The sequence below is a fragment of the Kitasatospora sp. NPDC085895 genome, assembly GCF_040702125.1.
GTDB lineage: Bacteria > Actinomycetota > Actinomycetes > Streptomycetales > Streptomycetaceae > Kitasatospora > Kitasatospora arboriphila.
On sequence record NZ_JBFBJY010000055.1, the window covers coordinates 26,063 to 49,700 of the forward strand.

18 protein-coding genes, 7 tRNA genes and 1 pseudogene are annotated in these 23,638 nt (G+C 74.4%); 11 read left to right on the top strand and 15 right to left on the bottom strand.

What is annotated here, in order from left to right; translation table 11 throughout:
- Nucleotides 1-11: 11 nt before the first annotated feature.
- Complete coding sequence (locus tag AB0442_RS28280; protein WP_366166298.1) at nucleotides 12-443, bottom strand: DCC1-like thiol-disulfide oxidoreductase family protein; 432 nt, start codon at nucleotides 441-443, stop codon at nucleotides 12-14.
- Between the two features lie 204 nt (nucleotides 444-647).
- On the opposite strand from AB0442_RS28280, the gene AB0442_RS28285 reads away from it, so the two are divergent.
- Nucleotides 648-2,288, top strand: coding sequence for a hypothetical protein (locus tag AB0442_RS28285; protein WP_366166300.1), 1,641 nt, complete (start codon nucleotides 648-650; stop codon nucleotides 2,286-2,288).
- A gap of 79 nt (nucleotides 2,289-2,367) precedes the next feature.
- Here AB0442_RS28285 and AB0442_RS28290 read toward each other — a convergent pair whose 3' ends face one another.
- Both AB0442_RS28290 and thrS read right to left on the bottom strand, forming a co-directional pair.
- The gene (locus tag AB0442_RS28290) at nucleotides 2,368-2,928 is read right to left on the bottom strand and encodes an HIT domain-containing protein (RefSeq protein WP_366166301.1); all 561 of its coding nucleotides are present in this window, start codon (nucleotides 2,926-2,928) and stop codon (nucleotides 2,368-2,370) included.
- A gap of 74 nt (nucleotides 2,929-3,002) precedes the next feature.
- Entirely contained in the window at nucleotides 3,003-4,982 is a 1,980-nt protein-coding gene (gene thrS, locus AB0442_RS28295; RefSeq protein WP_366166303.1) for a threonine--tRNA ligase, read from the bottom strand.
- A gap of 291 nt (nucleotides 4,983-5,273) precedes the next feature.
- Between thrS and AB0442_RS28300 the strand changes: the two genes are divergently transcribed.
- Nucleotides 5,274-6,047, top strand: a complete 774-nt coding sequence (locus AB0442_RS28300; RefSeq protein WP_366166305.1) for a 3'-5' exonuclease — start codon at nucleotides 5,274-5,276, stop codon at nucleotides 6,045-6,047.
- A gap of 126 nt (nucleotides 6,048-6,173) precedes the next feature.
- Here AB0442_RS28300 and AB0442_RS28305 read toward each other — a convergent pair.
- The 3 genes from AB0442_RS28305 to AB0442_RS28315 all read right to left on the bottom strand — a co-directional run bounded on the left by AB0442_RS28305 (nucleotide 6,174) and on the right by AB0442_RS28315 (nucleotide 7,005).
- Nucleotides 6,174-6,245 (bottom strand) — tRNA-Val (locus AB0442_RS28305).
- A 205-nt stretch (nucleotides 6,246-6,450) separates the two neighbouring features.
- Nucleotides 6,451-6,522 (bottom strand) — tRNA-Val (locus tag AB0442_RS28310).
- 54 nt (nucleotides 6,523-6,576) lie between these two features.
- Nucleotides 6,577-7,005: a TIGR02611 family protein gene (locus AB0442_RS28315; RefSeq protein ID WP_366166307.1), complete on the bottom strand. Its 429-nt coding sequence runs from the start codon at nucleotides 7,003-7,005 to the stop codon at nucleotides 6,577-6,579.
- A gap of 243 nt (nucleotides 7,006-7,248) precedes the next feature.
- Here AB0442_RS28315 and AB0442_RS28320 point away from each other — a divergent pair, with 243 nt between their 5' ends.
- From AB0442_RS28320 to AB0442_RS28330, 3 genes are all read left to right on the top strand, one after another.
- Complete coding sequence (locus AB0442_RS28320) at nucleotides 7,249-7,662, top strand: SsgA family sporulation/cell division regulator (protein WP_030268554.1); 414 nt, start codon at nucleotides 7,249-7,251, stop codon at nucleotides 7,660-7,662.
- 279 nt (nucleotides 7,663-7,941) lie between these two features.
- Nucleotides 7,942-8,517 (top strand): CGNR zinc finger domain-containing protein, encoded by a 576-nt coding sequence (locus AB0442_RS28325; RefSeq protein WP_363543643.1) that lies wholly within the window; start codon nucleotides 7,942-7,944, stop codon nucleotides 8,515-8,517.
- Between the two features lie 72 nt (nucleotides 8,518-8,589).
- Nucleotides 8,590-9,087 (top strand): DsbA family protein, encoded by a 498-nt coding sequence (locus tag AB0442_RS28330; protein ID WP_366166309.1) that lies wholly within the window; start codon nucleotides 8,590-8,592, stop codon nucleotides 9,085-9,087.
- Between the two features lie 43 nt (nucleotides 9,088-9,130).
- Here the strand turns inward: AB0442_RS28330 and AB0442_RS28335 are convergent, their stop codons facing one another.
- From AB0442_RS28335 to AB0442_RS28345, 3 genes are all read right to left on the bottom strand, one after another.
- Nucleotides 9,131-9,973 (bottom strand): GNAT family N-acetyltransferase, encoded by an 843-nt coding sequence (locus AB0442_RS28335; RefSeq protein ID WP_366166311.1) that lies wholly within the window; start codon nucleotides 9,971-9,973, stop codon nucleotides 9,131-9,133.
- A 64-nt stretch (nucleotides 9,974-10,037) separates the two neighbouring features.
- On the bottom strand, nucleotides 10,038-10,853 hold the full coding sequence (locus tag AB0442_RS28340) for an aminodeoxychorismate lyase (RefSeq protein WP_344621683.1): 816 nt from the start codon (nucleotides 10,851-10,853) through the stop codon (nucleotides 10,038-10,040).
- Between the two features lie 22 nt (nucleotides 10,854-10,875).
- Entirely contained in the window at nucleotides 10,876-11,892 is a 1,017-nt protein-coding gene (locus AB0442_RS28345; protein ID WP_366166333.1) for a chorismate-binding protein, read from the bottom strand.
- Between the two features lie 348 nt (nucleotides 11,893-12,240).
- Between AB0442_RS28345 and AB0442_RS28350 the strand changes: the two genes are divergently transcribed.
- The 5 genes from AB0442_RS28350 to AB0442_RS28370 all read left to right on the top strand — a co-directional run bounded on the left by AB0442_RS28350 (nucleotide 12,241) and on the right by AB0442_RS28370 (nucleotide 12,731).
- Nucleotides 12,241-12,313: transfer RNA gene (locus AB0442_RS28350), tRNA-Gly, on the top strand.
- Between the two features lie 39 nt (nucleotides 12,314-12,352).
- Nucleotides 12,353-12,426, top strand: a tRNA-Cys gene (locus AB0442_RS28355).
- A gap of 33 nt (nucleotides 12,427-12,459) precedes the next feature.
- A tRNA-Val gene (locus AB0442_RS28360) sits at nucleotides 12,460-12,531 on the top strand.
- 28 nt (nucleotides 12,532-12,559) lie between these two features.
- A tRNA-Val gene (locus tag AB0442_RS28365) sits at nucleotides 12,560-12,631 on the top strand.
- A gap of 28 nt (nucleotides 12,632-12,659) precedes the next feature.
- Nucleotides 12,660-12,731, top strand: a tRNA-Val gene (locus AB0442_RS28370).
- Nucleotides 12,732-12,959: 228 nt separating this feature from the next.
- On the opposite strand, the gene AB0442_RS28375 is transcribed toward AB0442_RS28370, so the two are convergent.
- Nucleotides 12,960-13,151, bottom strand: a complete 192-nt coding sequence (locus tag AB0442_RS28375) for a hypothetical protein (protein WP_366166313.1) — start codon at nucleotides 13,149-13,151, stop codon at nucleotides 12,960-12,962.
- Nucleotides 13,152-13,687: 536 nt separating this feature from the next.
- On the opposite strand from AB0442_RS28375, the pseudogene AB0442_RS28380 reads away from it, so the two are divergent.
- Nucleotides 13,688-15,067: pseudogene (locus AB0442_RS28380) on the top strand (protein kinase); the annotation flags it as partial.
- A gap of 649 nt (nucleotides 15,068-15,716) precedes the next feature.
- Here the strand turns inward: AB0442_RS28380 and AB0442_RS28385 are convergent.
- The 5 genes from AB0442_RS28385 to cobT form a co-directional block, all read right to left on the bottom strand.
- On the bottom strand, nucleotides 15,717-16,523 hold the full coding sequence (locus AB0442_RS28385; RefSeq protein ID WP_344621680.1) for an RNA methyltransferase: 807 nt from the start codon (nucleotides 16,521-16,523) through the stop codon (nucleotides 15,717-15,719).
- A gap of 184 nt (nucleotides 16,524-16,707) precedes the next feature.
- On the bottom strand, nucleotides 16,708-17,853 hold the full coding sequence (locus tag AB0442_RS28390; RefSeq protein WP_366166335.1) for a DUF6596 domain-containing protein: 1,146 nt from the start codon (nucleotides 17,851-17,853) through the stop codon (nucleotides 16,708-16,710).
- An 8-nt stretch (nucleotides 17,854-17,861) separates the two neighbouring features.
- The gene (locus tag AB0442_RS28395) at nucleotides 17,862-18,269 is read right to left on the bottom strand and encodes a YciI family protein (RefSeq protein WP_344621678.1); all 408 of its coding nucleotides are present in this window, start codon (nucleotides 18,267-18,269) and stop codon (nucleotides 17,862-17,864) included.
- A 171-nt stretch (nucleotides 18,270-18,440) separates the two neighbouring features.
- Nucleotides 18,441-19,673 (bottom strand): uroporphyrinogen-III C-methyltransferase, encoded by a 1,233-nt coding sequence (cobA, locus tag AB0442_RS28400; RefSeq protein ID WP_366166316.1) that lies wholly within the window; start codon nucleotides 19,671-19,673, stop codon nucleotides 18,441-18,443.
- A 93-nt stretch (nucleotides 19,674-19,766) separates the two neighbouring features.
- A complete protein-coding gene (gene cobT / locus AB0442_RS28405; RefSeq protein ID WP_366166318.1) occupies nucleotides 19,767-23,405 on the bottom strand; it encodes a nicotinate-nucleotide--dimethylbenzimidazole phosphoribosyltransferase in 3,639 nt (1,212 codons plus the stop codon).
- Nucleotides 23,406-23,638 lie beyond the last annotated feature (233 nt).

Here is a 23,638-nt window from a genome sequence, read left to right on the forward strand (position 1 = left end):
GCCCCCCGCCCCTAGGGCAGCCGCCGCGGCATCGCGCAGGCCGGCGTCCCCGCCGGCAGCAGGTGGCGGTTGCGGGAGACCCAGCGGTAGACGGCGGCGGCGATCGGCCGCACCGGAGGAAGCGCCAGCACAGCGCCCGCGTACGCCCAGGCGCCGCCGGAGCGCATCAGCAGCCGGGCGACCGCCTGCGCCCCGCCGTACACCCGTCCGCCGGGGGTGATCCACAGCACCTCCCGGCCGGCCCGTTCCTCGGTGACCAGGCCGTGCCCGCCCGCCCCGGCGTCCAGGGCCGCGAGGTCGGCGTACTGGTACGGCACGGCCTGCCAGCCGCCCGAGGAGAGGGAGGCCCGCGGGTAGCGTTCGGCCCAGGTCACGCAGCTGGTGCAGAAGGCGCAGTCCCCGTCGAAGACCAGCACGGGATCGTGCGCGATGAGTTCGGCCATGCCCCGATCCTCCCGCACCGCGGGCCGCCGCCGGCCGGCGTGACACCCCGGAGGATCGAACCGGCCGCGAAGTGGGCATGATCCCCTCACGGTGCTCGGCCGCGGGCGGCTGACGCCGGTTCAGACGATCTTGCCCGCGACCGGCCGGAGGCGCGATAGCCTGCGGCCGACAAGGGCGGATCCAGGGGAGGAGGGGCAGCCGCCGTGACCCAGCTCGACATGACCCCGGGTGCGCAGGTACCCCGCACGGACGTCGGCCCGCAGACCGCCGTCACTTCGGCGCTCTCCTCCGCGGCCTACCGCGACGGCAGCTTCCGCGAGTTGGAGGAGAAGCTCGGCGCCAAGCTGAAGAACGGCCGCTTCGAGCTGTTCCGGCCGAGCGCCGGCGAGGCGTTCAGCCGGGCGGTGATCGACCGGACGCTGCCCGCCAAGCGGAACCCGCTGGTGCCGTCCTTCGGCACCGACGTGCGGATGGTGGTCGAGCACTGCCTGGCCGCCAACGACCTGCGCCACGCCCGGGACCGGCAGCTCGCCCTGGTCACCGTGGTCTGCGGGCTGCTCTTCCTGCCCGGCGCGCTGGTCTGGCTGGCCGCCTTCCAGGTGCGCGCCCAGCTGAAGAAGACGCATCCGGCCCGGGAGGGCTTCTACGGCACGCTGGCGCTGCTCGCCGCCTGCGGCCTGGCCCTGCTGTTCGCGATCCGCCCGCCGGTGGACGGCCCCTGGTCGCTGTACTTCCGGCTGATGATGCTGGCCCCGGTGGTCGGCTGGTTCGTCGCCCGGCGGATCTGCCTGCGCAGCACGATCGACCTGCGCACCCGCTGGCAGTCGCTGCTGGAGGGCGGCGCGGTGGCCGCGACGGTGCCGCAGGCGGTGCCGCGCGACGACCTCGACCGCAAGGCCACCGACCTGCGCGCCAGCCTGGAGCGGCTGACCGCCGAGCAGGAGACCAACATCCACCACTACGCGGGCCGCAAGGGCCTGCTGGGCGCCGGCATGCGCTGGGTCGCGGTGGAGATGAACGAGGACCTCCGGCCGGCCGCGGGGCACGCGGACTTCCGGACCTTCCACCGCTGGGACCTCGCCCGCAAGATCGCCGAGCGGCTCGGCTCCGTCGCGGCCAGCGAGGTGCCGGGCGGCGACATGCCGCACGTCTCGGTCGCCCACTGGGTGGTGCAGGACATCCCGGAGGGCGCGGACGAGATCGCCCGCCCGTCCACCCCGGAGATGGACGGCTACCGGATGCGCGACTTCGGCATCCAGCAGATCGCCAACCGGCAGACCATCGGCACAGACACCGACACCAACGTGGCCGCGCAGTTGGTGCTGCACAACGGCCAGGTGGTCGCCACCGTCACCGTCAAGATCACCGTGCTGGGCCGCAACCTCCGGGTCTCCGTGTACGGGCACGCCCTCGGGCCGCTCAACGGGCTGTTCACGGCCAAGCCCAAGCCCAAGGAGAAGAACGTCCCGAAGACCGGCAAGTTCTGGGAGGAGAAGACGATCGTCCTCCCGCTGATCGACGACGACGAGGTCGTCCGGCAGGCCGTCCGGGCGCCGTTCCACAAGATCCCCGGGCTGCTGAACTGGCTGGGCGGCTCGCTGACCCTGCCGGAGCCGTTCTGCCTCCGCCAGGCGTGGACGGACAAGACCTGGGACAGCCGGGCGAAGAGCGACTCGGTGCTCTACAGCGCCCAGCCGATCTTCAACATGGTGCAGACCACCACCATCGAGTTCCTCGCCGACCACGACGTGGACGTCGAGCGGTTCACCAACCGCGCCAACATCAGCCGCTCGGAGAACCAGGCCGTCCGCCCCTTCAAGGCCGACGCCTACGACGCCGGCTGAGCCGCCCGGACCGACGCCGCAGGGCCGGAACCGCGAGGACTCCCTCGGGTACCGGCCCTGCGGCGTCCGTGCGGTGGGCTCAGCCCTGCGGCCAGGCGTCGGCCAGCATCTTGCGGGTGTCCGCGAGCAGCTGCGGCAGCACCTTGGTGTGGCCGACCACCGGCATGAAGTTGGTGTCCCCGCCCCAGCGCGGCACCACGTGCTGGTGGAGGTGGGCGGCGATGCCGGCGCCGGCGGCGGCGCCCTGGTTCATGCCGATGTTGAAGCCGTGCGCGCCCGAGGCGGTGCGCAGCGCCGTCATCGCGTGCTTGGTGAGCAGGGCGAGCTCGGCGGTCTCGGCCTCGTCCAGCTCGGTGTAGTCCGCGACGTGCCGGTACGGGACGACCATCAGGTGGCCGCCGTTGTACGGGTAGAGGTTGAGCACCGCGAACACGGACGAGCCGCGGGCCACGACCAGGCCCTCCTCGTCGGTGAGCCCCGGGATGCCGCAGAACGGGCAGCCGTCGTCCGGGGACGGCCCGGTGGGCTTGTTCTCACCCTGGATGTAGGCCATCCGATGGGGGGTCCACAGGCGGCGGAAGCCGTCCGGCTCCCCCACGCCCCGCTGCAGTTCGGGCTCACTCGTCATGCCGATCAGCATATGCGTCCCGACAGGCGGGACGAACAGGCCGGGGCGGGTCCGTCCGGACCCGCCCCGGCCTCGTGCGTCCGAGGTCAGACCTGGATGCGGCGCTGAACCGCGTCCACGATCTCGGCCACCGCGTCGGCGACCGGCACGCCGTTCTTCTGCTCGCCGTCGCGGTAGCGGAAGGACACCGCGCCCGCCTCGACGTCGTCGTTGCCCGCGATCAGCATGAAGGGGACCTTCTGCTTCTGGGCGTTGCGGATCTTCTTCTGCATGCGGTCGTCGGAGGTGTCGACCTCGACCCGGATGCCGTGCTTCTTGAGCTCGGCCGCGACGTCCAGCAGGTACGGCACGTGCTCGTCGGTGATCGGGATGCCGGTCACGGTGACGGGGGCCAGCCACGGCGGCATGGCGCCGGCGTAGTGCTCCAGCAGCACCGCGAAGAAGCGCTCGATCGAGCCGAACAGCGCACGGTGGATCATCACCGGGCGCTGGCGCGAGCCGTCCGCCGCGGTGTACTCCAGGTCGAAGCGCTCCGGCAGGTTGAAGTCGAGCTGGATGGTCGACATCTGCCAGGTGCGACCGATGGCGTCCTTGGCCTGGACGGAGATCTTCGGGCCGTAGAAGGCCGCGCCGCCCGGGTCCGGGACGAGCGGCAGGCCCTGCTTCTCGGCCACGCTGGCGAGGACGGCGGTGGCCTCCTCCCAGGTCTCGTCCGAGCCGACGTACTTCTCCGGGTCCTTGGTGGACAGCTCCAGGTAGAAGTCGGTCAGGCCGTAGTCGCGCAGCAGGTTGAGCACGAAGGTGAGGGTGGAGTCGAGCTCCTCCGCCATCTGCTCACGGGTGCAGTAGATGTGCGCGTCGTCCTGGGTGAAGCCGCGGGCGCGGGTCAGGCCGTGCACCACGCCGGACTTCTCGTACCGGTACACCGTGCCGAACTCGAACAGGCGCAGCGGCAGTTCGCGGTAGGACCGGCCGCGCGCGTCGAAGATCAGGTTGTGCATCGGGCAGTTCATGGGCTTGAGGTAGTAGTCCACGCCCTCGTCGAGCTGCATGGGGGGGTACATGCCGTCGGCGTACCAGTCCAGGTGGCCGCTGGTCTCGAACAGCTTCCCCTTGGTGGCGTGCGGGGTGTAGACGAACTCGTAGCCCTCCTCCTCGTGCCGACGGCGCGAGTAGTCCTCCATGGCCCGGCGGATGATGCCGCCCTTGGGGTGGAAGACGGCGAGGCCGGAGCCGATCTGCTCCGGGATCGAGAAGAGGTCGAGCTCGTTGCCGAGCTTGCGGTGGTCGCGCTTCTCGGCCTCCACCAGGAAGTCGAGGTGCGCCTTCAGCTCGTCCTTGCTCGGCCAGGCGGTGCCGTAGATGCGCTGCAGCATCGGGTTCTTCTCGCTGCCGCGCCAGTAGGCGGCCGCGTTGCGCATCAGCTTGAAGGCCGGGATGTGCCGGGTGCTCGGCAGGTGCGGGCCGCGGCAGAGGTCGCCCCAGCACTGCTCGCCGGACTTGGCGTCCAGGTTGTCGTAGATGGTCAGCTCGCCGGCGCCGACCTCGACGTCGGCGCCCTCGCCGGCGGTCGCGGCGGAGCCCTTGAGGCCGATCAGCTCCAGCTTGTAGGGCTCGGCCGACAGCTCGTCGCGGGCGGCGTCGTCCGAGACCACGCGGCGGGAGAACTTCTGCCCGCGCTTGATGATCTCCTGCATCTTCTTCTCGATGGCCTTGAGGTCATCGGGGTGGAAGGGCTTCTCGACGTCGAAGTCGTAGTAGAAGCCGTCCTTGACCGGCGGGCCGATGCCGAGCTTGGCCTCGGGGAAGAGCTGCTGCACGGCCTGCGCCATGACGTGCGCGGTGGAGTGCCGCAGGATGTCGAGGCCGTCCTTGCTGGAGATCTCGACCGGCTCGACCTCGTCGCCCTCCTGGACGGCGTAGGCGAGGTCCTTCAGCTGGCCGCCGACGCGGGCGGCGATGATCGAGCGGTCGTCGGCGAAGAGCTCGGCGGCCGTGGTGCCCGTGGTCACCACGCGCTCTTCCCGATCGGGTTCGCGGTTGATGATGATCCGGACGTCGGTCACCGGTCTCTCCTGACATCTGTGGTCCGCAGCACTCTGCTGCGCACGTCGATGGTACCGAGAGCGGCGGCTCCGGTGCGCACCGCGCTCTCCCCCGCGCCACGGCCGCCCCACCGGCCCGCGCGGCCCCTCCCGCACCCCGCACCGCACCCGTCCCGGGGCCCCGGGACGATGAGCGGCCCCGGCGTGCGGTTGAGCGGCTGTCAAGTGCGGTATCACCAGGACAGAGCACGGTGCGCCCCTGGTCCTCGGGGGCGCGCCGGGCAACAGCCCGGCGGCACTTGAGGGGCAGTCATGCAGAAGTCCCGACCCTGGTACGAGGGGCCGATCGCCTCCTTCGACACCGAGACCACCGGCGTGGACGTCGAGCACGACCGGATCGTCTCCGCCGCACTCGTCCTGCAGTCCGCCCCCGGCAGCGCCCCGGCCACCACAACCTGGCTGGCCGACCCCGGAGTTCCGATCCCCGAGGGTGCCCGCGCGGTGCACGGCATCAGCGACGAGCACGCCCGCGCCCACGGCCGCCCGCCGCGCGCGGTGGTCTCCGAGATAGCCCGCGCGCTCGCCGAGCTGTCCCTCGCCGGCGTCCCGCTGGTGGTCATGAACGCCCCGTACGACCTCACCCTGCTCGACCGCGAGCTGCGGCGGCACCGCGGTGGTTCGCTCGGCGAGGCGCTCGGCGGCACCGAACTCCTGGTGCTGGACCCGCGGGTGCTGGACAAGCACGTCGACCGCTACCGCAAGGGCCGCCGTACGCTCACCGATCTGTGCGCCCACTACGGGGTGCGGCTGACCGGTGCCCACGAGGCCGCGGCGGACGCGACCGCCGCCCTCGACCTGGTGCGGGCCCTCGGTGTCCGGCACCCGGAGCGGCTCGGTGCGCTGTCGGTCCCCGAACTCCACGTCCGGCAGGCGGTCTGGCACGCGGCGCAGGCCCGCGGGCTGCAGGACTGGTTCGACCGGGAGGGCACCGCGGAGCGGGTGGACACCGCCTGGCCGCTGCGTCCGGCCCGTTGCGGCTGCGGCCGGCCGCTCACCACCGAGCACCGCTGCGAGGCCGCGGCCTGAACCGCGGGCCGACCGGCCCCGGAGCCGGAGGCGACGGGAGATGCCGACGGGTGCCGACGGGTGCCGACGGGTGCAGACAACGACAGAGGCCCCGGCCGCACTTGGCGGCCGGGGCCTGCTGCTCGGTGGGCGATACTGGGATCGAACCAGTGACCCCTTCGGTGTGAACGAAGTGCTCTCCCGCTGAGCTAATCGCCCGGGCAACGAGAAGAACAGTACCACCTCCGCGCCCGCGGCCCCAATCCGTTCCCGCCGGGGCCCGACCGACGCTCCCCCAGATCGCCTCCGGGACAGCTCCGGTGAAAGTCCGTCAGACCGCGGGAGCCTTTCGGAAATCATCGGAAAACAACATAAGGCCCAGACCGTAAATGGTCTGGGCCTTACATCGGAACTGCATTCCGGGTGGGCGATACTGGGATCGAACCAGTGACCCCTTCGGTGTGAACGAAGTGCTCTCCCGCTGAGCTAATCGCCCGGGTGCAGGGAAAACATTACCCCATCCGCGGGGGTGCTCCGAACACCCTCCCGGTCAGTGCAGGTCCCAGGGCAGTACCGCGCCGTACCGCCACAGGTACCAGCCGAGGAGGGCACCGATGATCACCAGGCCGATCACGGTCAGCGTGATGTTGCGGCGGCGCACCTTCGGGTCCAGCGCCCGCTCGGCCGCCTCGGCGACCTTCCGCCGCGTCCAGCGCAGCACCAGCTGGGCCCAGACGAACTCGGTCGCCCAGACGCCCATGCCCAGGAAGATGACCACCCACCCGGGGCCGGGCAGCGGCAGCAGGACGACGCCGAGCCCGACCACGGCCAGGCCGACCAGGAAGACCACCACCTGCCAGCTCAGGTGCAGCGGCCGCGACCGCCGGATGAACGCCGGGGCCCGCGAACCGAGCGGCCGGTCCCCGCCGTCCCGCTCCTCGCCGTCCCCGCTCCCGCCCTCGCCACCGTCGGACGCCATGGGTGCCCCGTCCTCGACCCGGTCAGGATTGTCGTTTCGTACAGCCATGCGGGAAAAGTACCCGAGATACCCGCCGGTACGGGGCCCGACTCCCCGCCGCCGCCGATTCCGCAATGCGCCGGAAGGGGTACGACACGGCGTTGAATCGGGACAGAGGGGTTTACACCGGGCTTTCGGGTGGGATGGTCCGTTCGCCGACGTGCGATTCCCCGAGCGCACACTGAGCGAAAGGCCCTGGCGCTTATGAACACCACGGTCAGCTGCGAGCTGCACCTGCGCCTCATCGTGTCCAGCGAGTCCTCCCTGCCCGTCCCCGCGGGCCTGCGCTACGACACCTCGGACCCCTATGCCGTGCACGCCACCTTCCACACCGGTGCCGACGAGACCGTCGAGTGGGTGTTCGCCCGTGATCTCCTCGCGGAGGGGCTGCACCGACCGACCGGGACCGGCGACGTGCGGGTGTGGCCCTCGCGCAGCCACGGTCAGGGGGTCGTCTGCATCGCCCTGAGCTCTCCGGAAGGAGAAGCCCTGCTGGAAGCCCCGGCGCGGGCGCTCGAGTCGTTCCTCAAGCGCACCGACGCCGCCGTGCCGCCCGGCACCGAACACCGTCACTTCGACCTCGATCGGGAGCTGTCCCACATCCTCGCCGAAAGCTGACCTCGCTGCGGCGGGCCCGCCTCGGCGCGGCCACGCCCACTGCGTCCGTCCTACTCGGGGGCACGGTCGCACCTGCCGCCACGCACCACCGGCGGTCTCGGGATCACCGACGGGCCCGCCCGGCCCGACGGTGTGGCGCCCGGCGGTACGGCCGGTCATCCGCAGGGGTGGCCGGCCGTACCGCCGGGCGCTTTCCTTCGCTCGGACGGCGCGGCCCGGTAGAGTCGCGGGTGACGACCGACGAGGGGCCGGTGGGCCCCCGCCGCGCGAGGAGCCCACGTGCTGATCACCCATGACACCGAGTGCGCGCTGAGCATTCTGGTCGAGCTGCTCAACACCGCCCCGGAGGCGTGCGGCTCGGAGCAGCTGCCGGACACCGCCGCGCTCGACGCGTTCGTGGTCAAGCAGGAGATCAGCGAGATCGACTCGCTGACCGGCGCAGACCTGGCCTCGGTGCAGCTGCTGCGCGGCCGGCTGCGCGAGGTGTTCTCCGCGCGCTCCACCGAAGAGGCCGCGGAGCTGGTGAACGCCGTGGTCGCGGCGGCCGGCACCACGCCGCGGCTGACCAACCACGACCACCACGACTGGCACATCCACTACTTCGCCCCGCACGCCGCGATCGGCGACCACCTCGCGGCCGAGCTCGGCATGGCGCTCGCCTTCATCGTGATGGCCGGTGAGCGCGAGCGGCTGCGGCGCTGCGAGGCCCCCGACTGCGAGCGCGTCTTCGTCGACCTCTCCCGCAACCGCTCGCGCCGCTACTGCGACAGCCGCACCTGCGGCAACCGGCTGCACGTCGCCGCGTACCGCGCCCGGCAGCGCTCCGCCGAGGCCGAGGCGGTGGCCGCGGGCTGACCGGCCCGCCCGCCCGGCGCCCAGCGGTGCGAGGCGGCCGGGCGCGGCCCCCGCGGATGAAAGACTGGGGGCATGACCGACGCCTCCCTCCCCCGCCTCGAATTCTGGTGCGACCTGCAGTGCCCCGACTGCCGCACCGCCCTGGACGACGTCCGGGCGCTGCGCTCCGGCTACGGCGACGAGTTCCGGATCGAGCTGCGGCACTTCCCGCTGGAGAAGAACAAGCACGCGTACGCGGCCGCCCAGGCCGCCGAGGAGGCGTTCGCCCAGGGCAACGGCTGGGCGTACGTCGAGGCCCTGCTGGAGCGGACCGAGGAGCTCGGCCGGGACGGCGAGAAGACGCTGCTGGCCGTCGCCGCCGACCTGGGGCTGGACGCGGACGAGGTCGACACCGCGCTGATCGACGGGCGGCACACCCTGCTCGTCGACGCCGACCAGGCCGAGGGCCGGGCGATCGGGGTCACCGGCACCCCGACCTACGTGATCGCCGGGCAGCGGCTGGACGGCGGCAAGAGCCAGGAAGGGCTGCGCGCCCGGATCGTGGAGCTGATCGAGGAGAACCGGGGCTGACCGCCGCACCCGGCGGGGCCGCGGGCCCGGCCGGCCGGCGTCCTCAGAGCAGCTGCTTGCCGAGGACCCGCCGGGTGATCCGGTAGCCGAGCGAGGCGTAGAGCCCGACGGCCACCGTGTTGCTGCTGAAGACGTTGAGCCCGAGGTCGTGCACGCCCGCCGCGAGGCACTCGTGCTCGGCGGCCAGCATCAGGGCGCGGCCGAGGCCCCGGCCACGGTGCTCCTCGTCGACCTCCACCACCATCACCCAGGCCAGCGGGCGGCCCTCCGGCGAGACCTCCTGGCGCAGGTGCAGCCAGAGGCTGCCGAGCGCGCGGCCGTCGCCGTCGACAAGCCGGCGCAGTACGACGCCCGGGGTGTCCGGCCCCTGCGGCAGGACCTGGCGGTGGTCGGCCTCCGCCTTGGCCTCGGCCTGCTGCGCGGTGAGGCCCGAGGAGCGCAGGTCGTGCAGGTATCCGGCTCTCGCGGCGGCCAGCCACTGCGGGTACTCCGCCGCGCCGATCGGACGGACGGTCAGCCCGTCCGGCAGTGCCGGTGCCCGGCCGAGCCGCTTGGCCATGTTCTGCATCCGGTCGGTGTAGCCGAGCGCCCGGGCCAGGGCGAGCGCGCCCTCCGCCTCCGCGGGAACGGTGACGTCGGCGCGGCTGCAGCCCCAGCCGCGCAGCACCTCCTCGGCCGCGAGCACGCCGACCGTGCCGCGGCCCCGGCGGCGCCCCTCGGCGACCTCCAACTCGGCGATCTCGCCCCACCACTGGTCGCCGCGCGGCAGCGCGGTGGTGCGCAGCCCGCCCACCGGGCGGCCGTTGACGCAGATCTGCCAGCGGCGGCTGCGGCCGCCGCCGGGCAGCAGCTCCTCGGCGCCCCCCGGGCGCAGCGTTGTGGTCATACCGGCTCCCCTGCCCCGGCGGCGGCCGCACTACGCCTGTGCGGCCGTCGGCGGCGCGGCCCGGTCAGGGGTCGAGGTCGTCGCCGCTTCGCTCGGCGAACTGGGCCATCGCCTTGAGGGTGATCGGCCCGGGGGCGGGCAGCTCGTGGCCGTCGATCCGGTGGACGCCCTGGACGTCGCGGAGGGTGGAGGTCAGGAAGACCTCCTCGGCCTCGAACAGCGCCTCGAAGGGCAGGTCGGCCTCCTCGGCGCCGCTCCAGTCGACGACCAGCCGGCGGGTGATGCCGGCCAGGCAGCCGGACTCGAGGGGCGGGGTGAGCAGCCGGCCGCCGAGGACGACGAAGACGTTGGAGCCGGTGCCCTCGCAGAGCCGCCCGGCGGTGTTGGCGAAGAGCGCCTCGGAGGCGCCGGCCCGGTGCGCGGTCGCGAGCGCCACCACGTTCTCGGCGTAGGAGGTGGTCTTGAGGCCGGCGACGGCGCTGTGCTCGTTGCGGCGCCACGGCACGGTGACCACCGCGGTGGTGTCCGGGCGCGGCTTGGCGGTGCCGAGGGCGACGACCAGGGTGGGCGCGTCCTCGCCCCGCTCGGAGCCGAGCGGGGAGGTGCCGCCGGTGTAGGTGATCCGCATCCGGCCGAGCGGCATCGGGTTGGCGGCGAGCACGGCGGCGCAGGCCTCGCGGACGGCGTCGTGGTCCGGGTCGGCGAGGCCGAGGCCGCGGGCGGAGCGGGTGAGCCGGTCGAGGTGGCGGGTGAGCGCGAAGGCCTGCCCGTCGACGGCCTTGACCGTCTCGAAGACGCCGTCGCCGACGGTGAGGCCGTGGTCCAGGACGGAGACGGCGGCACTGCCGGCGTCCACGAGGTTGCCGTTGACCCAGATCATCGAGTGCTGCTCCCGGGGTTGTTCAGTGGGTGCTGGTGCCCGACGCTATCGCGACCAGGCGGGCCGCCTTGAGCTCGGTCTCGTCCCATTCGCGCTCGGGGTCGGAGCCCCAGGTGATGCCGGCGCCGGTGCCGAACCGGAGGACGGGGGCGCCGCCCGTCCGGTCGATCCAGAAGGTGCGGATGCCGACGGCGAGTTCGGCCTCGCCGCGGTCGGCGTCCACCCAGCCGACGGCGCCGCAGTAGGGGCCGCGGGGGGCGGTCTCGAGGGCGTCGATGATCCGCAGCGCGCTGGACTTCGGCGCGCCGGTGACCGAGCCGGGCGGGAAGGTGGCGGCGAGCAGCTCGGGCCAGCCGGAGCCGTCCCGCAGCCGGCCCTCGACGGTGGAGACCAGGTGGACGAGGCCCGGGTGCTTCTCGACCGCGCAGAGGTCGGGGACGGTGACGGTACCGGTCCCGCAGACCCGGCCGAGGTCGTTGCGGACCAGGTCGACGATCATCACGTTCTCGGCGTGGTCCTTCTCCAGCAGGTCGGCCTCGGTGCGGCCGGTGCCCTTGATCGGGCCGGAGGAGACGGTGCGGCCGCGGCGGCGCAGGTAGAGCTCGGGCGAGGCGGTGGCGATCTCCACCCCGTGCTCGGGCAGGCGGACCGTTCCTGCGTACGGCGCGGGGTTGCCGCGGGCCAGCAGGCCGGTGAGCGCGTCGATGTCGGAGCGCTCCGGGTCGGGCAGCGGCGCGGAGAGCACCCGGCAGAGGTTCGCCTGGTAGACCTCACCGGCCGCGATGTGCTCGCGGATCCGGCTGACGCCCGCGGTGTAGGCGGCGCGGTCGAGCGAGCTGTGCCAGTCCTCCGTCCGCGGGCCGAGCCAGCCGGCGGTGGCCGGCGGCGCCGGGTCGGGGCGGACCTCGTCGAAGCGGGCGCAGGTGAGGCGGCCCTCGAAGTCGTACGCGACCGCCCAGAAGCCGCCGCGGTCGAGGACCGCGGGGTCGCCGGAGACCTCGCGCAGCCCGGTGGCGAGACGGCCGCCGAAGCGGGCGATCGGCTGGTCGGGGCTGAGGGGGGCGGTGCGGCCGGACACGGTTCTCCTGCGCGGACTCGGGTGCTGCTCCGCGCGGATGCGGCGCGGGGCCGGTTCGGGGATTGCCCGGTGCCTGAAGTGTAGGTCGGCGGCCCGCAGGGGCGGCCGGGGGCGGCCCTCGGACCTGCGTCGCAGCCCCCGCCCCGGGCGGCCGGGGAGCCACCCGGACGGCTGACGGAGCACCACCTTCCGGCCACCCCCGCGCCACGCTGCGGGAACGGATTTTTAGCTGGCCCGGGAATCCGCTAGAGTTCAACACGTCGCCGGGACGCGGAACCGAAGAAAAGCGGGGAAGCAGCCGGGAGACAGGCGGACGTGGCTCAGTTGGTAGAGCATCACCTTGCCAAGGTGAGGGTCGCGAGTTCGAATCTCGTCGTCCGCTCGATGGAGAACAGGGTAAGATCGTTCTCCGAAGTTGCCTGGTGGAGTGGCCGAGAGGCGAGGCAACGGCCTGCAAAGCCGTGTACACGGGTTCAAATCCCGTCTCCACCTCCAAGAGGTGCCCCCGGTTCGCCGGGAGCCCTCCCCGCGCGATTAGCTCAGCGGGAGAGCACTACCTTGACACGGTAGGGGTCACTGGTTCAATCCCAGTATCGCGCACTCGATCTCTTCGGGGATCGGCATCCCAGCGCGATTAGCTCAGCGGGAGAGCACTACCTTGACACGGTAGGGGTCACTGGTTCAATCCCAGTATCGCGCACGCAGGCCCGGCAGGGCTTGACAACCCCGCGCGATTAGCTCAGCGGGAGAGCACTACCTTGACACGGTAGGGGTCACTGGTTCAATCCCAGTATCGCGCACAGAAGATCGAAGGCCGTGGTCCGTTGGACCACGGCCTTCGTCGTTGTCCGCCGACGGCGACGCGTGCGCGTCGGACTGCGGAGGGCGGAAAAAGGCAGGTGCCGGGTGCGGACGCCCTCACCGACGTCCTTGCACCCGGCCCCTGCTCTGCCGGGGGTGGCCACCGCTCGGCCCGTCCACGTGTCCTGCGGTGTCGCACCCGGCCGGCGCGGACCCCTCCCCTGGGGTCAGCGCCCGATCAGATCGGCGACGGCGCGAGCCTGTGTCGCCAGTTGCTCCCAGCCGCCGAACAGCGCCAGCAGCAGCACCGCGCACGGCACGGCGATGGCCAGGGCCACCGCCGGGTGCCTGTCCCCGGTGGGCGAAGGGCCGGCGAAGGGCCGGCGGCGGCGCCCGGTGCCGGTGAACTGCGTGGCCATGATCGTCTGCTCCTGCTCGTCGCCGGGCGCGGCCGCTGGGCGGCCCGCACGGGGCGGTCGGGTGGTCGGGACGGCGGACCGGGACCTCGGGGGACGAGTAGCGGCCCGCCGTCGAGATCAACAGTAGGCCGGAGGGCCCCCACCGGGCGTCATGCCCGCGCACGGTTCCACCGGCCTCCCGGAGGATGAGGCCGGGTCGTGCCGCCTACTACCGGAGGGGGAGACGGAACCGATCGCATCCCCGACGCAACCCTGAGGCCCACCCCGAGGGGGGCTCCCGGGGACGGCCGGGAGCCCGTCCTGCGGCGGCGTCGGGCGGGCCCGCCGGAGCGCCGTTCGCGTGCGACGCGCAGGCCCCGGACAAGGGTGCTCCGGGTACCCGCGGAACGCCTTACGGCGGAGATCGGACAATCCGACCGCCCCTCGGGGTGTTGCGTGTCAGCACAGCACTGCGGCCAGTCCGTAAGCTGTCCCGGACAGGATCTGACGACGGCCCACTCGACGGGGCCTCACTCCACAGGCTGACGGGGACGAGTATGGCGATGATGCGGCTGAGGCGTGAGGACCCCCGCATCGTCGGACCGTTCCGACTGCACCGACGGCTCGGCGCCGGCGGCATGGGCGTGGTCTACCTCGGCTCGGACCGCAAGGGCCAGCGGGTCGCCCTCAAGCTGATCCGCGACGAGCTGGCCGGGGACGCGGAGTTCCGCACCAGGTTCGCCCGCGAGGTCGCCGCCGCCTCCCGGATCCGCGGCGGCTGCACCGCACGCGTGGTCGACTCCGACCTCAAGGCCGAGCGGCCGTGGCTGGCGACGGCCTACGTGCCCGGGCCCTCGCTGTACAAGCGGGTCACGGACGAGGGGCCGCTGCCCTGGCCGGAGGCGGCCCGGATCGGCGCCGCCCTCGCCGACGGGCTGGTGAAGGTGCACGAGGCCGGGGTCGTCCACCGCGACCTCAAGCCCTCCAACATCCTGCTCTCGCCGCGCGGCCCACGGATCATCGACTTCGGCATCGCCTGGTCGCGCGGCGCCTCCACGCTCACCCACGTCGGGACGGCGGTCGGCTCGCCCGGGTTCCTCGCGCCCGAGCAGGTCCGCGGGGCGGCGGTGACCCCGGCCACCGACGTGTTCGCCTTCGGCGCGACGATCGCCTTCGCCCTCACCGGGGAGTCGCCCTTCGGCTCCGGCGCCTCCTCCGAGGTGATGCTCTACCGGGTGGTGCACGAGGAGCCGGACCTCGCCGGCGTGCCGCCGGTGCTGGCACCCCTGATCGGCGCCTGCCTGGCCAAGGAGCCGGGCGAGCGGCCCGCCGCGGCGGCCCTGCACGAGCGCCTGACCGAACTCGCCGCACGGGGCACCGTGCTGGGCGGACGGGCCCGCAGCGGCGCGCCGGGCCCCGCCGCACAGCAGCAGGCGCAGGTCGCCGCACCCGGCCGGGCCCACGGTCCGGGCGCGGGCGCGGCTCCGGGACACGGCGTCGGTCCTGGGCACGGGCCGGGCGCCGGACCGGCGCCGGGGCAGCAGACACCGCGGCCGGGTGCCGGTCCGCAGGCCGGACAGGGCCACACCCCGGGGTACGGACCGGGACAGCCGGCGGGGCACAGCCGGCCGAACGGGCAGCGGCCCGTGGTCGGCGGACGCGTCCCGACGGGCAGACCGCCCCGCCGTGCCCCCGGACAGCCGCCGCACGGCGGCGTGCCGCACCCCGACGGCCAGGACACCCTGAGGGACCGGCACCGCACGCCTGTACGGCCGCACACGCCCGCGCCGGGCCGGCCGCGGGAGCGCCAGCACACGCCCGTCCCCGGGCGGCCCTCGGCGGACTCCCGGCGGCGGCTGCTGCGGCAGCGGCTGGTGGTCTTCGTCACGGTGACCCTGGGCGTGGCCCTGGCCATCGCGACCGCGCAGGGCTGCGAGAACCGCAGCAACCAGGGACGCGGCCCGGCCGACCGCCCCTCCCCCGCGGCCTCGGCACCCTCCCTCTCCCTCGACGGCGCCGCACCGGCCGGATCGAGTGCCGCGCCGGTCGCCGCGCCGACGGCCGGCGCGGCGGCCGGGTTCGGCCCGGCGGCCGGTCCGCTGCCCGCCGTGGACTGGGCCAACCGCGCCTACTCCGACCCCGCGGGCGGGCCGGAGATCCGGCTGCACGACGGCAAGGCGGGCGGCGACGGCGCACAGATCGCGCTCAGCACCGTGCTGCCGGCCCGCTACCGGGAGGCGCCCGCCGCCCTGGTCGTGCTGCGGCGGACCGAAGGGTCCGTCCCGGTCGACCTGGTCGAGCTGTTCTCGTTCAACGGCGGCGCGCCGGTGCTGGTCTCCTCCCGCGCTTCGGCGGCGGACCCGCAGGCCGCGGCCGCCTGGCGGCTCCAGAACGGGGCGCTGCTGCGCGAGGAGAAGGTCTCGCTGACCGGCGCGACCTCGTCCACCCGGTACACCGCGCGGGCCGACGGCGGCCTGGAAGAGGCCTGGCCGGGCGCCGGGGTGTCCGGCGGCAGCCGCTGACGGGGCGGCGCGGGCGGGACCGGGCCGGTGCGGGCGCGTCTGCGTCGGCGGGACCGGATCGGGGTCAGCGGGGGCGGGTCGCGTAGAAGGCGACGGCCGAGGCGGCCGCCACGTTGAGCGAGTCCACACCGGCGTCCATCGGGATGCGGACGTGTTCGTCGGCGGCGGCGAGGGTCCGGCGGGCCAGCCCGTCGCCCTCGGTGCCGAAGACCAGGGCGAGCCGCTCGGCGTCGCGGGCGGCCAGCTCGTCCAGGGTGATCGCCTTCTCGCTCAGGCAGAGCGCCGCGACCGTGAAGCCGGCCTCGCGGAGCGTCCCGATGTCCGCCGGCCAGGAGTCCAGCCGGGTCCACGGCACCTGGAACACCGCGCCCATCGACACCTTCACCGACCGGCGGTAGTACGGATCCGCGCAGCGCGGGGTGAGCAGGACGGTGTCCACTCCGAGGGCGGCCGCGTTGCGGAAGGCTGCACCGATGTTGGCGTGGTCGACGATGTCCTCGAAGACGGCGACCCGGCGGGCCGGGCCGAGGAGGTCCGTGAGCGCGGGCAGCGGACGGCGCTCCATCGCGGCGAGGGCGCCGCGGTGCACGTGGTAGCCGGTCACCTGCTCGGCGAGGGCGGGCTCCACGACGTGGACGGGGGCCTCGGCCTCCGCGATGACGTCGGCCATCACCTCCAGCCACTTGGGGGTGAGGAGCATCGACCGCATGCGGTAGCCGGCGTCGACCGCCCGGCGGATCACCTTCTCGCCCTCGGCGATGAAGAGGCCCTCGGCGGGCTCGCGGCGGCGGCGGAGTTCGACGTCGGTCAGGCCGGTGTAGTCGGCGAGGCAGGGGTCGGCGGGGTCGGTGACGGTACGGGGTTCGGACACGGGGTCGATCCTGCCGGGTGGGGGTGGGACTGGCCAAACCGGCGGGGCGGGGTGCCTCCCGGCGGACCGGGCCCGGCCCGTGCCGTGGGGAGGCCCGCTCGCGGATTGCGCGGTTCAGCCCCCGGCCTTCGGCCGGGAGGTGCCCCCAGCGCCCCCGCGTGGCTGCCCTCTGTCGACGGCCCGTTCAGGGGCGGAGGTGGGTGTTGAGGCGGGCGGCTTGGCGGGTGAGGTGGTCGCGTTCGGCGAGGTTGGGGGCCTGGTGGGCGGCTTCGGCGTAGAGGCGGGCGGCGGCGGGGAGGTCGCCTTCGCGTTCGTGGAGGTAGGCGGAGACGGCGGTGCGGCGGGGCAGGGAGGTGTCCAGGGCGGCGAGTGCCGCGAGTCCGGCGCGCGGGCCGTCGGCCTCGCCGACGGCGACCGCGCGGTTGAGCCGGACGACCGGGCTGTCGGTCAGGCGGGTGAGTTCGTCGTACCACTCGACGATCTGCACCCAGTCGGTCTCCTCGGCGGTGGGCGCGTCGGCGTGCAGGGCCGCGATGGCGGCCTGGGCCTGGAACTCGCCCAGCCGGTCGCGGGCGAGCGCCGTCTGCAGGATCCCGATGCCCTCCGCGATCGATGCGGTGTCCCACCGGCCGCGGTCCTGTTCGGCGAGCGGGACGAGGCTGCCGTCGGCGGCGGTGCGGGCGGCCCGCCGCGCGTGGTGGAGCAGCATGAGGGCGAGCAGGCCCGACACCTCGGGGTGGTCGACGGCGGAGGCGAGCTGCCGGGTGAGCCGGATCGCCTCGGCGGCGAGGTCGACGTCCCCGGAGTAGCCCTCGTTGAAGACCAGGTAGAGGGTGCGGAGCACGGTGGCGACGTCGCCGGGCCGGTCGAGCCGGACGCCGGAGACGGTGCGTTTGGCCCGGCTGATGCGTTGGGCCATGGTCGTCTCGGGCACCAGGTAGGCCCGGGCGATCTGGCGGGTGGTCAGTCCGCCGACGGCGCGCAGGGTGAGGGCGACCGCGGACGCGGGGCTCAGCGAGGGGTGGGCGCACAGGAAGTAGAGCTGGAGCGTGTCGTCCGCCGCGGGTGCGGGGCCGGGCGGCGGTTCCTCGTCGACGAGGTCCTCGCGGCGGCGGCGGGCCGCGTCGGACCGGGCCGCGTCGAGGAACTTGCGCCAGGCGGCGGTGACCAGCCAGCCCTTCGGGTCCCGCGGCGGGTCGGCGGGCCAGACGCGGACGGCCTCGACCAGGGCGTCCTGGACGGCGTCCTCGGCCGCCGCGAAGTCGGCTCCGCGGCGGACGAGGACGCCGAGCACGCCCGGAGTCAGGCTCCTGAGCAGGGTCTCGTCCATCGGTGGGGTCACTCGGTGACGGTCGGCGGCTCGGTCAGGAACGGGCGCAGCTCCAGCCACTCGTGGATCGGCCGGCCGCCCGCGCCGGGGGCGGCGGACAGTTCGCCGGCGAGTTCGACGGCGCGGTCGTAGCTGTCGACGTCGATCACCATCCAGCCGGCGATGAGGTCCTTGGTCTCGGCGAACGGGCCGTCGGTGACCGGGGGGCGGCCCTCGCCGTCGTAGCGGACGAAGGTGCCCCCGGGGGCGAGTGCCTGGCCGTCGACGAACTCGCCGCTCTTCTCCAGGCGGGCCGCGAAGTCCTGCATGTACTGCACGTGGGCCGAGATCTCCTCGGGCGTCCACTGTTCCATCGGCACGTTGTTCACCGGGTCCGGGGCGCCGCGGTAGTGCTTGAGCAGCAGGTACTTGGCCATGGTGTGGTTCTCCTCGGTGCTGTGCGACCCATTGTGGTCGCGTTCACCCCGGGGACGGAGCCGGTCGCGGATTCTCGACACGGTCGGCGGAGATTTCTTCGAAACCGGTCGGGGGAAGCACCGCGGCCCCGACCCCGGGCGGGTCGGGGCCGCGGTTCGCGCGTCCGGCGGTCAGTGGGCGAGGACGTTGACGACGTCGCCGATGACGATGACGGCCGGTGGCTTGATCTGCTCGGCGGTGACGGTGGCGCCGACCGTGGCGAGGGTGGCGTCGACGCGGCGCTGGCCGGCCGTGGTGCCCTCCTGGACGACGGCGACGGGGGTGTCGGCCGGTCGGCCGCACTCGACGAGCTTGGCGGCGATCGCGCCGATCTTGTCGACGGCCATCAGCAGCACCAGGGTGCCGGTCATCCGGGCGGCGGCGTCCCAGTTGGTGAGGGAGCGCTCGTCCGGGCCGACGTGGCCGGAGATGACGGTGAACTCGTGCGTCATGCCGCGGTGGGTGACCGGGATGCCGGCGGCGGCCGGGACGCTGATCGAGCTGGAGATGCCGGGGACGACGGTGACCGGCAGCCCGGCCTCGACGCAGGCGAGCAGTTCCTCGCCGCCGCGGCCGAAGACGTACGGGTCGCCGCCCTTGAGGCGGACCACGAACTTGCCGGCCTTGGCGTGGTCGATCAGGGTCCGGTTGATCGCCTCCTGGGCCATGTAGCGGCCGTAGGGGATCTTGGAGGCGTCGATGACCTCGACGTGCGGCGGGAGTTCGGCGAGCAGCTCGCGCGGGGCGAGGCGGTCGGCGACCACCACGTCGGCGTCGGCGAGCAGCCGGCGTCCGCGGACGGTGATGAGGTCCGGGTCGCCGGGGCCGCCGCCGACCAGGGCGACGCCGGGGGTGCGCTCGCGGTACTGGCGGGCGGCGAGCGAGCCGTCCCGCAGGCCGTCGACGATGGCGTTGCGCAGGCCGGCGGAGTGCCTCGGGTCGCCGGTGAGGACGGCGACGGTGGCGCCGCCGTCCCGGCCGCTGGCCGGGGTCCAGGCGGTGGCGGCGGAGGCGTCGTCGCTGCGGGCGCAGAAGACGCGCAGCCGCTCGGCCTCGGCGGACACCGCGGTGTTCACCCCGGGGTCGTCGGTGGCGACCAGGGCGTACCAGGTGTCGGCGAGGTCGCCGTCGGTGTAACGGCGCTCGTGCCAGGTGATCTCGCCCGCGTCGGCCATCGCGTGCACGGCCGGCGTGGTGGACGGGGATATCAGGTGGATGTCGGCGCCGGAGGCGATGAGGGCGGGCAGCCGGCGCTGGGCGACCTGGCCGCCGCCGATCACGACCACGCGCCGGCCGGTGAGGAGCAGACCGACCGGGTACGGGGTGAGGCCCTCGGTGCTGGGGTGGGGTGCGGGCGCGTTCATGGGCGGGGCTCCTGGGTGGCGGAGGTACGGGGACGGCGCGAACCCCGCCCGCACCGGCGCGCCCTCGGGCCGGTGCGGGCGGGGTCGGAAGGCTCAGGCCTTCTCGGTGACCCCGGCGGAGTCGAAGGTGGCTACATCGTGCATCGCCCGGGCGGCGCTCTGCACCAGCGGAAGGGCCAGCAGGGCGCCGGTGCCCTCGCCGAGGCGCAGGTCCAGGTCGATCAGCGGGCGCAGGCCGAGCTTGGCGAGCGCGGCCTGGTGGCCGGGCTCGGCCGAACGGTGGCCGGCGATGCAGGCGGCCAGCGCCTCCGGGGCGATCGCCTTGGCGGCCAGGGCCGCGGAGCCCGCGATCACGCCGTCCAGGATGACCGGGGTGCGCAGCGAGGCCGCGCCGAGCAGGAAGCCGGCGATGGCCGCGTGCTCCAGGCCGCCGACCGCGGCGAGGACGCCGATCGGGTCGGCCGCGTCCGGCTGGTGCAGGGCGAGCGCGGCGCGGACGACCTCGACCTTGCGGGCGTGCGTGGCGTCGTCGATGCCGGTGCCGCGGCCGGTGACCTCGGCCGGGTCGGTGCCGGTGAAGACGGCGATCAGGGCGGCGGAGGCGGTGGTGTTGGCGATGCCCATGTCGCCGGTGATCAGCACCTTGTTGCCGGCCGCGACCAGGTCGCGGGCGGTCTCGATGCCGACCTCGATCGCCTGGACGGCCTCCTCCCGGCTCATCGCCGGGCCCTGGGTCATGTCGTCCGTGCCGGCCTTGACCTTGCGCGGCAGCAGGCCGGTGGTGCGGCCCTGCTGGATGGCCTCCGGCAGGTCGGCCCTGACACCGACGTCGACCACGCACACCTCGGCGCCGACCTGGGCGGCGAAGGCGTTGACGACCGCGCCGCCGGCGAGGAAGTTCGCGACCATCTGGCCGGTGACCTCCTGCGGCCAGGGGGTGACGCCCTGGGCGTGCACACCGTGGTCGCCGGCGAAGATCGCCACGCAGCCGGGCTCCGGAACGGGCGGCGGGCACTTGCGGGCGAGGCCGCTCAGCTGCGCGGCGATGATCTCCAGCACGCCGAGCGAACCTGCCGGCTTGGTCATCCGCTTCTGGCGGTCCCAGGCGTCGCCGAGGGACTTGGCGTCCAGCGGGCGGATGCCGCGCAGGGTGTCGGCGAGCAGGCTGTGCGGCTCCTCGCCGGGCAGCGCGCGGTTGCCGTACTGCTCCTCGTGGACGACCCAGGACAGCGGGCGCTTCTTGGCCCAGCCCTGCTGCTGCAGCTCGGGCTCGTCGGGGAACGCGTCGACGTAGCCGACGCAGAGGTAGGCGACGACCTCCAGGTGCTCGGGCAGGCCGAGCTCGCGGACCATCTCGTCCTCGTCGAAGAAGCTCACCCAGCCGACGCCGAGGCCCTCGGCGCGGGCGGCCAGCCAGAGGTTCTCGACGGCGAGCGCGGCCGAGTACGGGGCCATCTGCGGCTGGGTGTGCCGGCCGAGGGTGTGCCGGCCGCCGCGGGTGCGGTCGGCGGTCACCACGATGTTCACCGGCGTCTCGAGGATCGCCTCGATCTTGATTTCCTTGAACTGCTTCGCCCGGCCCTTGGGCAGCGAGTCGGCGTACGCGTCGCGCTGGCGCTGGGCGAGCTCGTGCATCTTGCGCCGGGTCTTGCGGGAGCGGATGACGACGAAGTCCCAGGGCTGCGAGTAGCCGACGCTGGGGGCGGTGTGGGCCGCCTCCAGGACGCGCAGCAGCACCTCGTGCGGGATCGGGTCGGGGCGGAAGCCGTTGCGGATGTCGCGGCGCTCGCGGATGACCTGGTGGACGGCCTGGCGGGCGGCGTCGTCCAGGCCGGGGGCGGCCGGCGGGCGCTCGTCGGAGTCCGTCCCGGCGGCGTTCTCGACGGCGGCCTCGGCGTCCGGCCCGGCCGGCTGCTCGGACACCTCGGTGGCGGCCTCGACGGCGGCGGACTCCACGGAAACGGCCTCCACGGGCGTGGCTTCGGTCGCGGCCTCGGCCGCGGCGGGCTGCTCGGCGGTCACCGGCTCCTCGACGGCGGGCTGCTCGACGGGCTGCTCGGCCGGCTGCTCCGCGGTCGGCTCGGAGCCGGCCTCGGGTGCGGCGTCCGGCGCGGCGGCCTCGGCCTGCGGCTCCTCCGCGACGGCCGGTTCGACGGCCGGGGCCTCCTCGGCGGGGGCCTGGGTCTCGACGGCCTCGGCCGTGGCGGGCTCCACCGGCGCGGCCTCGATGACCACGGCCTGCTGCTCGACGGCCTGCTCGACCTGCTCGACGGCCTGCTCGACCTGCTCGACGACCTGCTCGGCAGGCGCGGCAGCCTCCACCGGGGCAGCCCCCACCGGGGCGGCCTGCTCGGCGGGTGCCGACTCCTCCGCCACCGCTGTCGACGGCTCGGTGGCCTGCTCCGGCGACTGCTGCTCCTGCACGGCCTGCTCGGGCGCGGGCTGCTCCTGTGCGGACTGCTCGGGCGCGGCCGGCTGCTGGACGGCCTCCGGCGCGACGGGCTGCGGCTCGGGCAGGCCGTGCTGCGGGGCCGGGTCGGCGAGGAAGGCGGCGATGCGGCGCGGCGCGGCGCCGGGCTGCGCCGGGATGGCGGCCTGGGCGGTGTCGGCGGGCTGCGCGGCGGGCGCGGGCTCGACCACCACGGCCACGGCCTGCGCGGCGGCCGCGTTCTCGGCGGTCTGCTCGGCCGCGGGCTGCTCGACGGGGGCGACCGCCTCGGCCACCGGCTCCACGGCGATCGGCGCAGCGGTGGCGGCCTCGACGACGAGCGGCTGCTCGGCGACGGCCACGGCGGGACCGGCGGCCTCCGCGGGAACGCCCGCGGGCTGCTCGACCGGGACGGGACCGGCGACGACCGGCTCGACGAAGACGGCGGCCGGCACCGGCTGCGGCTGCGGCTGCGGCTGGACGAGTTGCTCGGGCGCGGGGGCGGGCGCGGGCGCGGGGACGGTGGCGATCGGCACCCCGTGGGCGGGCGTGCCGCCGGGGACGGGGACGGCGGAGGGTCCGCGGTCGGCCAGCGAACGGACCGGCACCTGACCGGTCATCAGTGACGGGTCCGGGATCGGCGGGCCGGCGTGCAGCGGGCGGCGCACGGTCTGCGCGGGCTGCTCGGCGGGCGCGGCGACCGGCGGCACGGCGACCGGCGCGGCACCCTCCTGGACGGAGGCGGCCGGTGCGGCCGGCGCCTCGCCGATCGGCTCGGTGTCGGCGGGGGCCAGGCCGGGCGGGTTCAGCGGCGGCCAGGAGGGCTCGACGGGCACGCCCGCGGGCTGCTCGGCGGACGCCTGGGCGCCCGGCACGGCGCTCTCGTCGACGGTGCGCAGCGCCATCGTGTCGACCACCGGCGCGGCCTGGACGGACTGCTCGACGGGCACGGCGGTGACCGGCTCCACCGCGATCGGTGCGGGGGCGGTCGGCTCGACGGCGGTCGGCTCGACGAGCACGGTCTCGACGGCACCGTGGACGGCGTCGCCCCAGGCGCCCTGCGGGCCGGGCATCAGCAGGACGTCCTCGTCCTCGTCCAGCTGGTCCGGCTGGTCGAGGAAGGTGAAGGACGGCCGGTGGCCGCCCTGCCAGGTGTCGGTGCCGAGAGGGGCGCTGCCGGGCGCGACGGCCTCGATGGGCGCGGTCAGCGGGTCGACGCCGGCCAGGTGGTCCGGTGCAACCGCGCCGTGCCCGCCCGGGGGCACGAGGGAGCCATCACTCGGGAGGTGGCCGCCATCGGTCATGTCCAAAGCTCCTTCCAGGCCGCTTTCGCGTCCTCGGCGACGCGATCGCCGACCGCTGCCACCCCTGCCCGCCACCCGTCCCGGGTGGCGCGCCATCAGAATTAACGACTAGCCGGGGCATCCGGCACGTCCGCGTCGGGCCCCGACGCATTCTCCCGGCCCGGCGGGTGCCGCGTCGAATGCCCGTGGACTTCGCCCCTGGCGATTGCGGCACGTCCCCGGGCACCGTCCGT

Bases quoted from the DNA above. Each gene is read 5' to 3' on its own strand.
- AB0442_RS28280 (WP_366166298.1), bottom strand. From the start codon at position 443: ATGGCCGAACTCATCGCGCACGATCCCGTGCTGGTCTTCGACGGGGAC.
- AB0442_RS28290 (WP_366166301.1), bottom strand. From the start codon at position 2,928: ATGCTGATCGGCATGACGAGTGAGCCCGAACTGCAGCGGGGCGTGGGG.
- AB0442_RS28300 (WP_366166305.1), top strand. From the start codon at position 5,274: ATGCAGAAGTCCCGACCCTGGTACGAGGGGCCGATCGCCTCCTTCGAC.
- AB0442_RS28315 (WP_366166307.1), bottom strand. From the start codon at position 7,005: ATGGCGTCCGACGGTGGCGAGGGCGGGAGCGGGGACGGCGAGGAGCGG.
- AB0442_RS28320 (WP_030268554.1), top strand. From the start codon at position 7,249: ATGAACACCACGGTCAGCTGCGAGCTGCACCTGCGCCTCATCGTGTCC.
- AB0442_RS28330 (WP_366166309.1), top strand. From the start codon at position 8,590: ATGACCGACGCCTCCCTCCCCCGCCTCGAATTCTGGTGCGACCTGCAG.
- AB0442_RS28335 (WP_366166311.1), bottom strand. From the start codon at position 9,973: ATGACCACAACGCTGCGCCCGGGGGGCGCCGAGGAGCTGCTGCCCGGC.
- AB0442_RS28340 (WP_344621683.1), bottom strand. From the start codon at position 10,853: ATGATCTGGGTCAACGGCAACCTCGTGGACGCCGGCAGTGCCGCCGTC.
- AB0442_RS28375 (WP_366166313.1), bottom strand. From the start codon at position 13,151: ATGGCCACGCAGTTCACCGGCACCGGGCGCCGCCGCCGGCCCTTCGCC.
- AB0442_RS28390 (WP_366166335.1), bottom strand. From the start codon at position 17,853: ATGGACGAGACCCTGCTCAGGAGCCTGACTCCGGGCGTGCTCGGCGTC.
- AB0442_RS28395 (WP_344621678.1), bottom strand. From the start codon at position 18,269: ATGGCCAAGTACCTGCTGCTCAAGCACTACCGCGGCGCCCCGGACCCG.
- cobA (WP_366166316.1), bottom strand. From the start codon at position 19,673: ATGAACGCGCCCGCACCCCACCCCAGCACCGAGGGCCTCACCCCGTAC.
- cobT (WP_366166318.1), bottom strand. From the start codon at position 23,405: ATGACCGATGGCGGCCACCTCCCGAGTGATGGCTCCCTCGTGCCCCCG.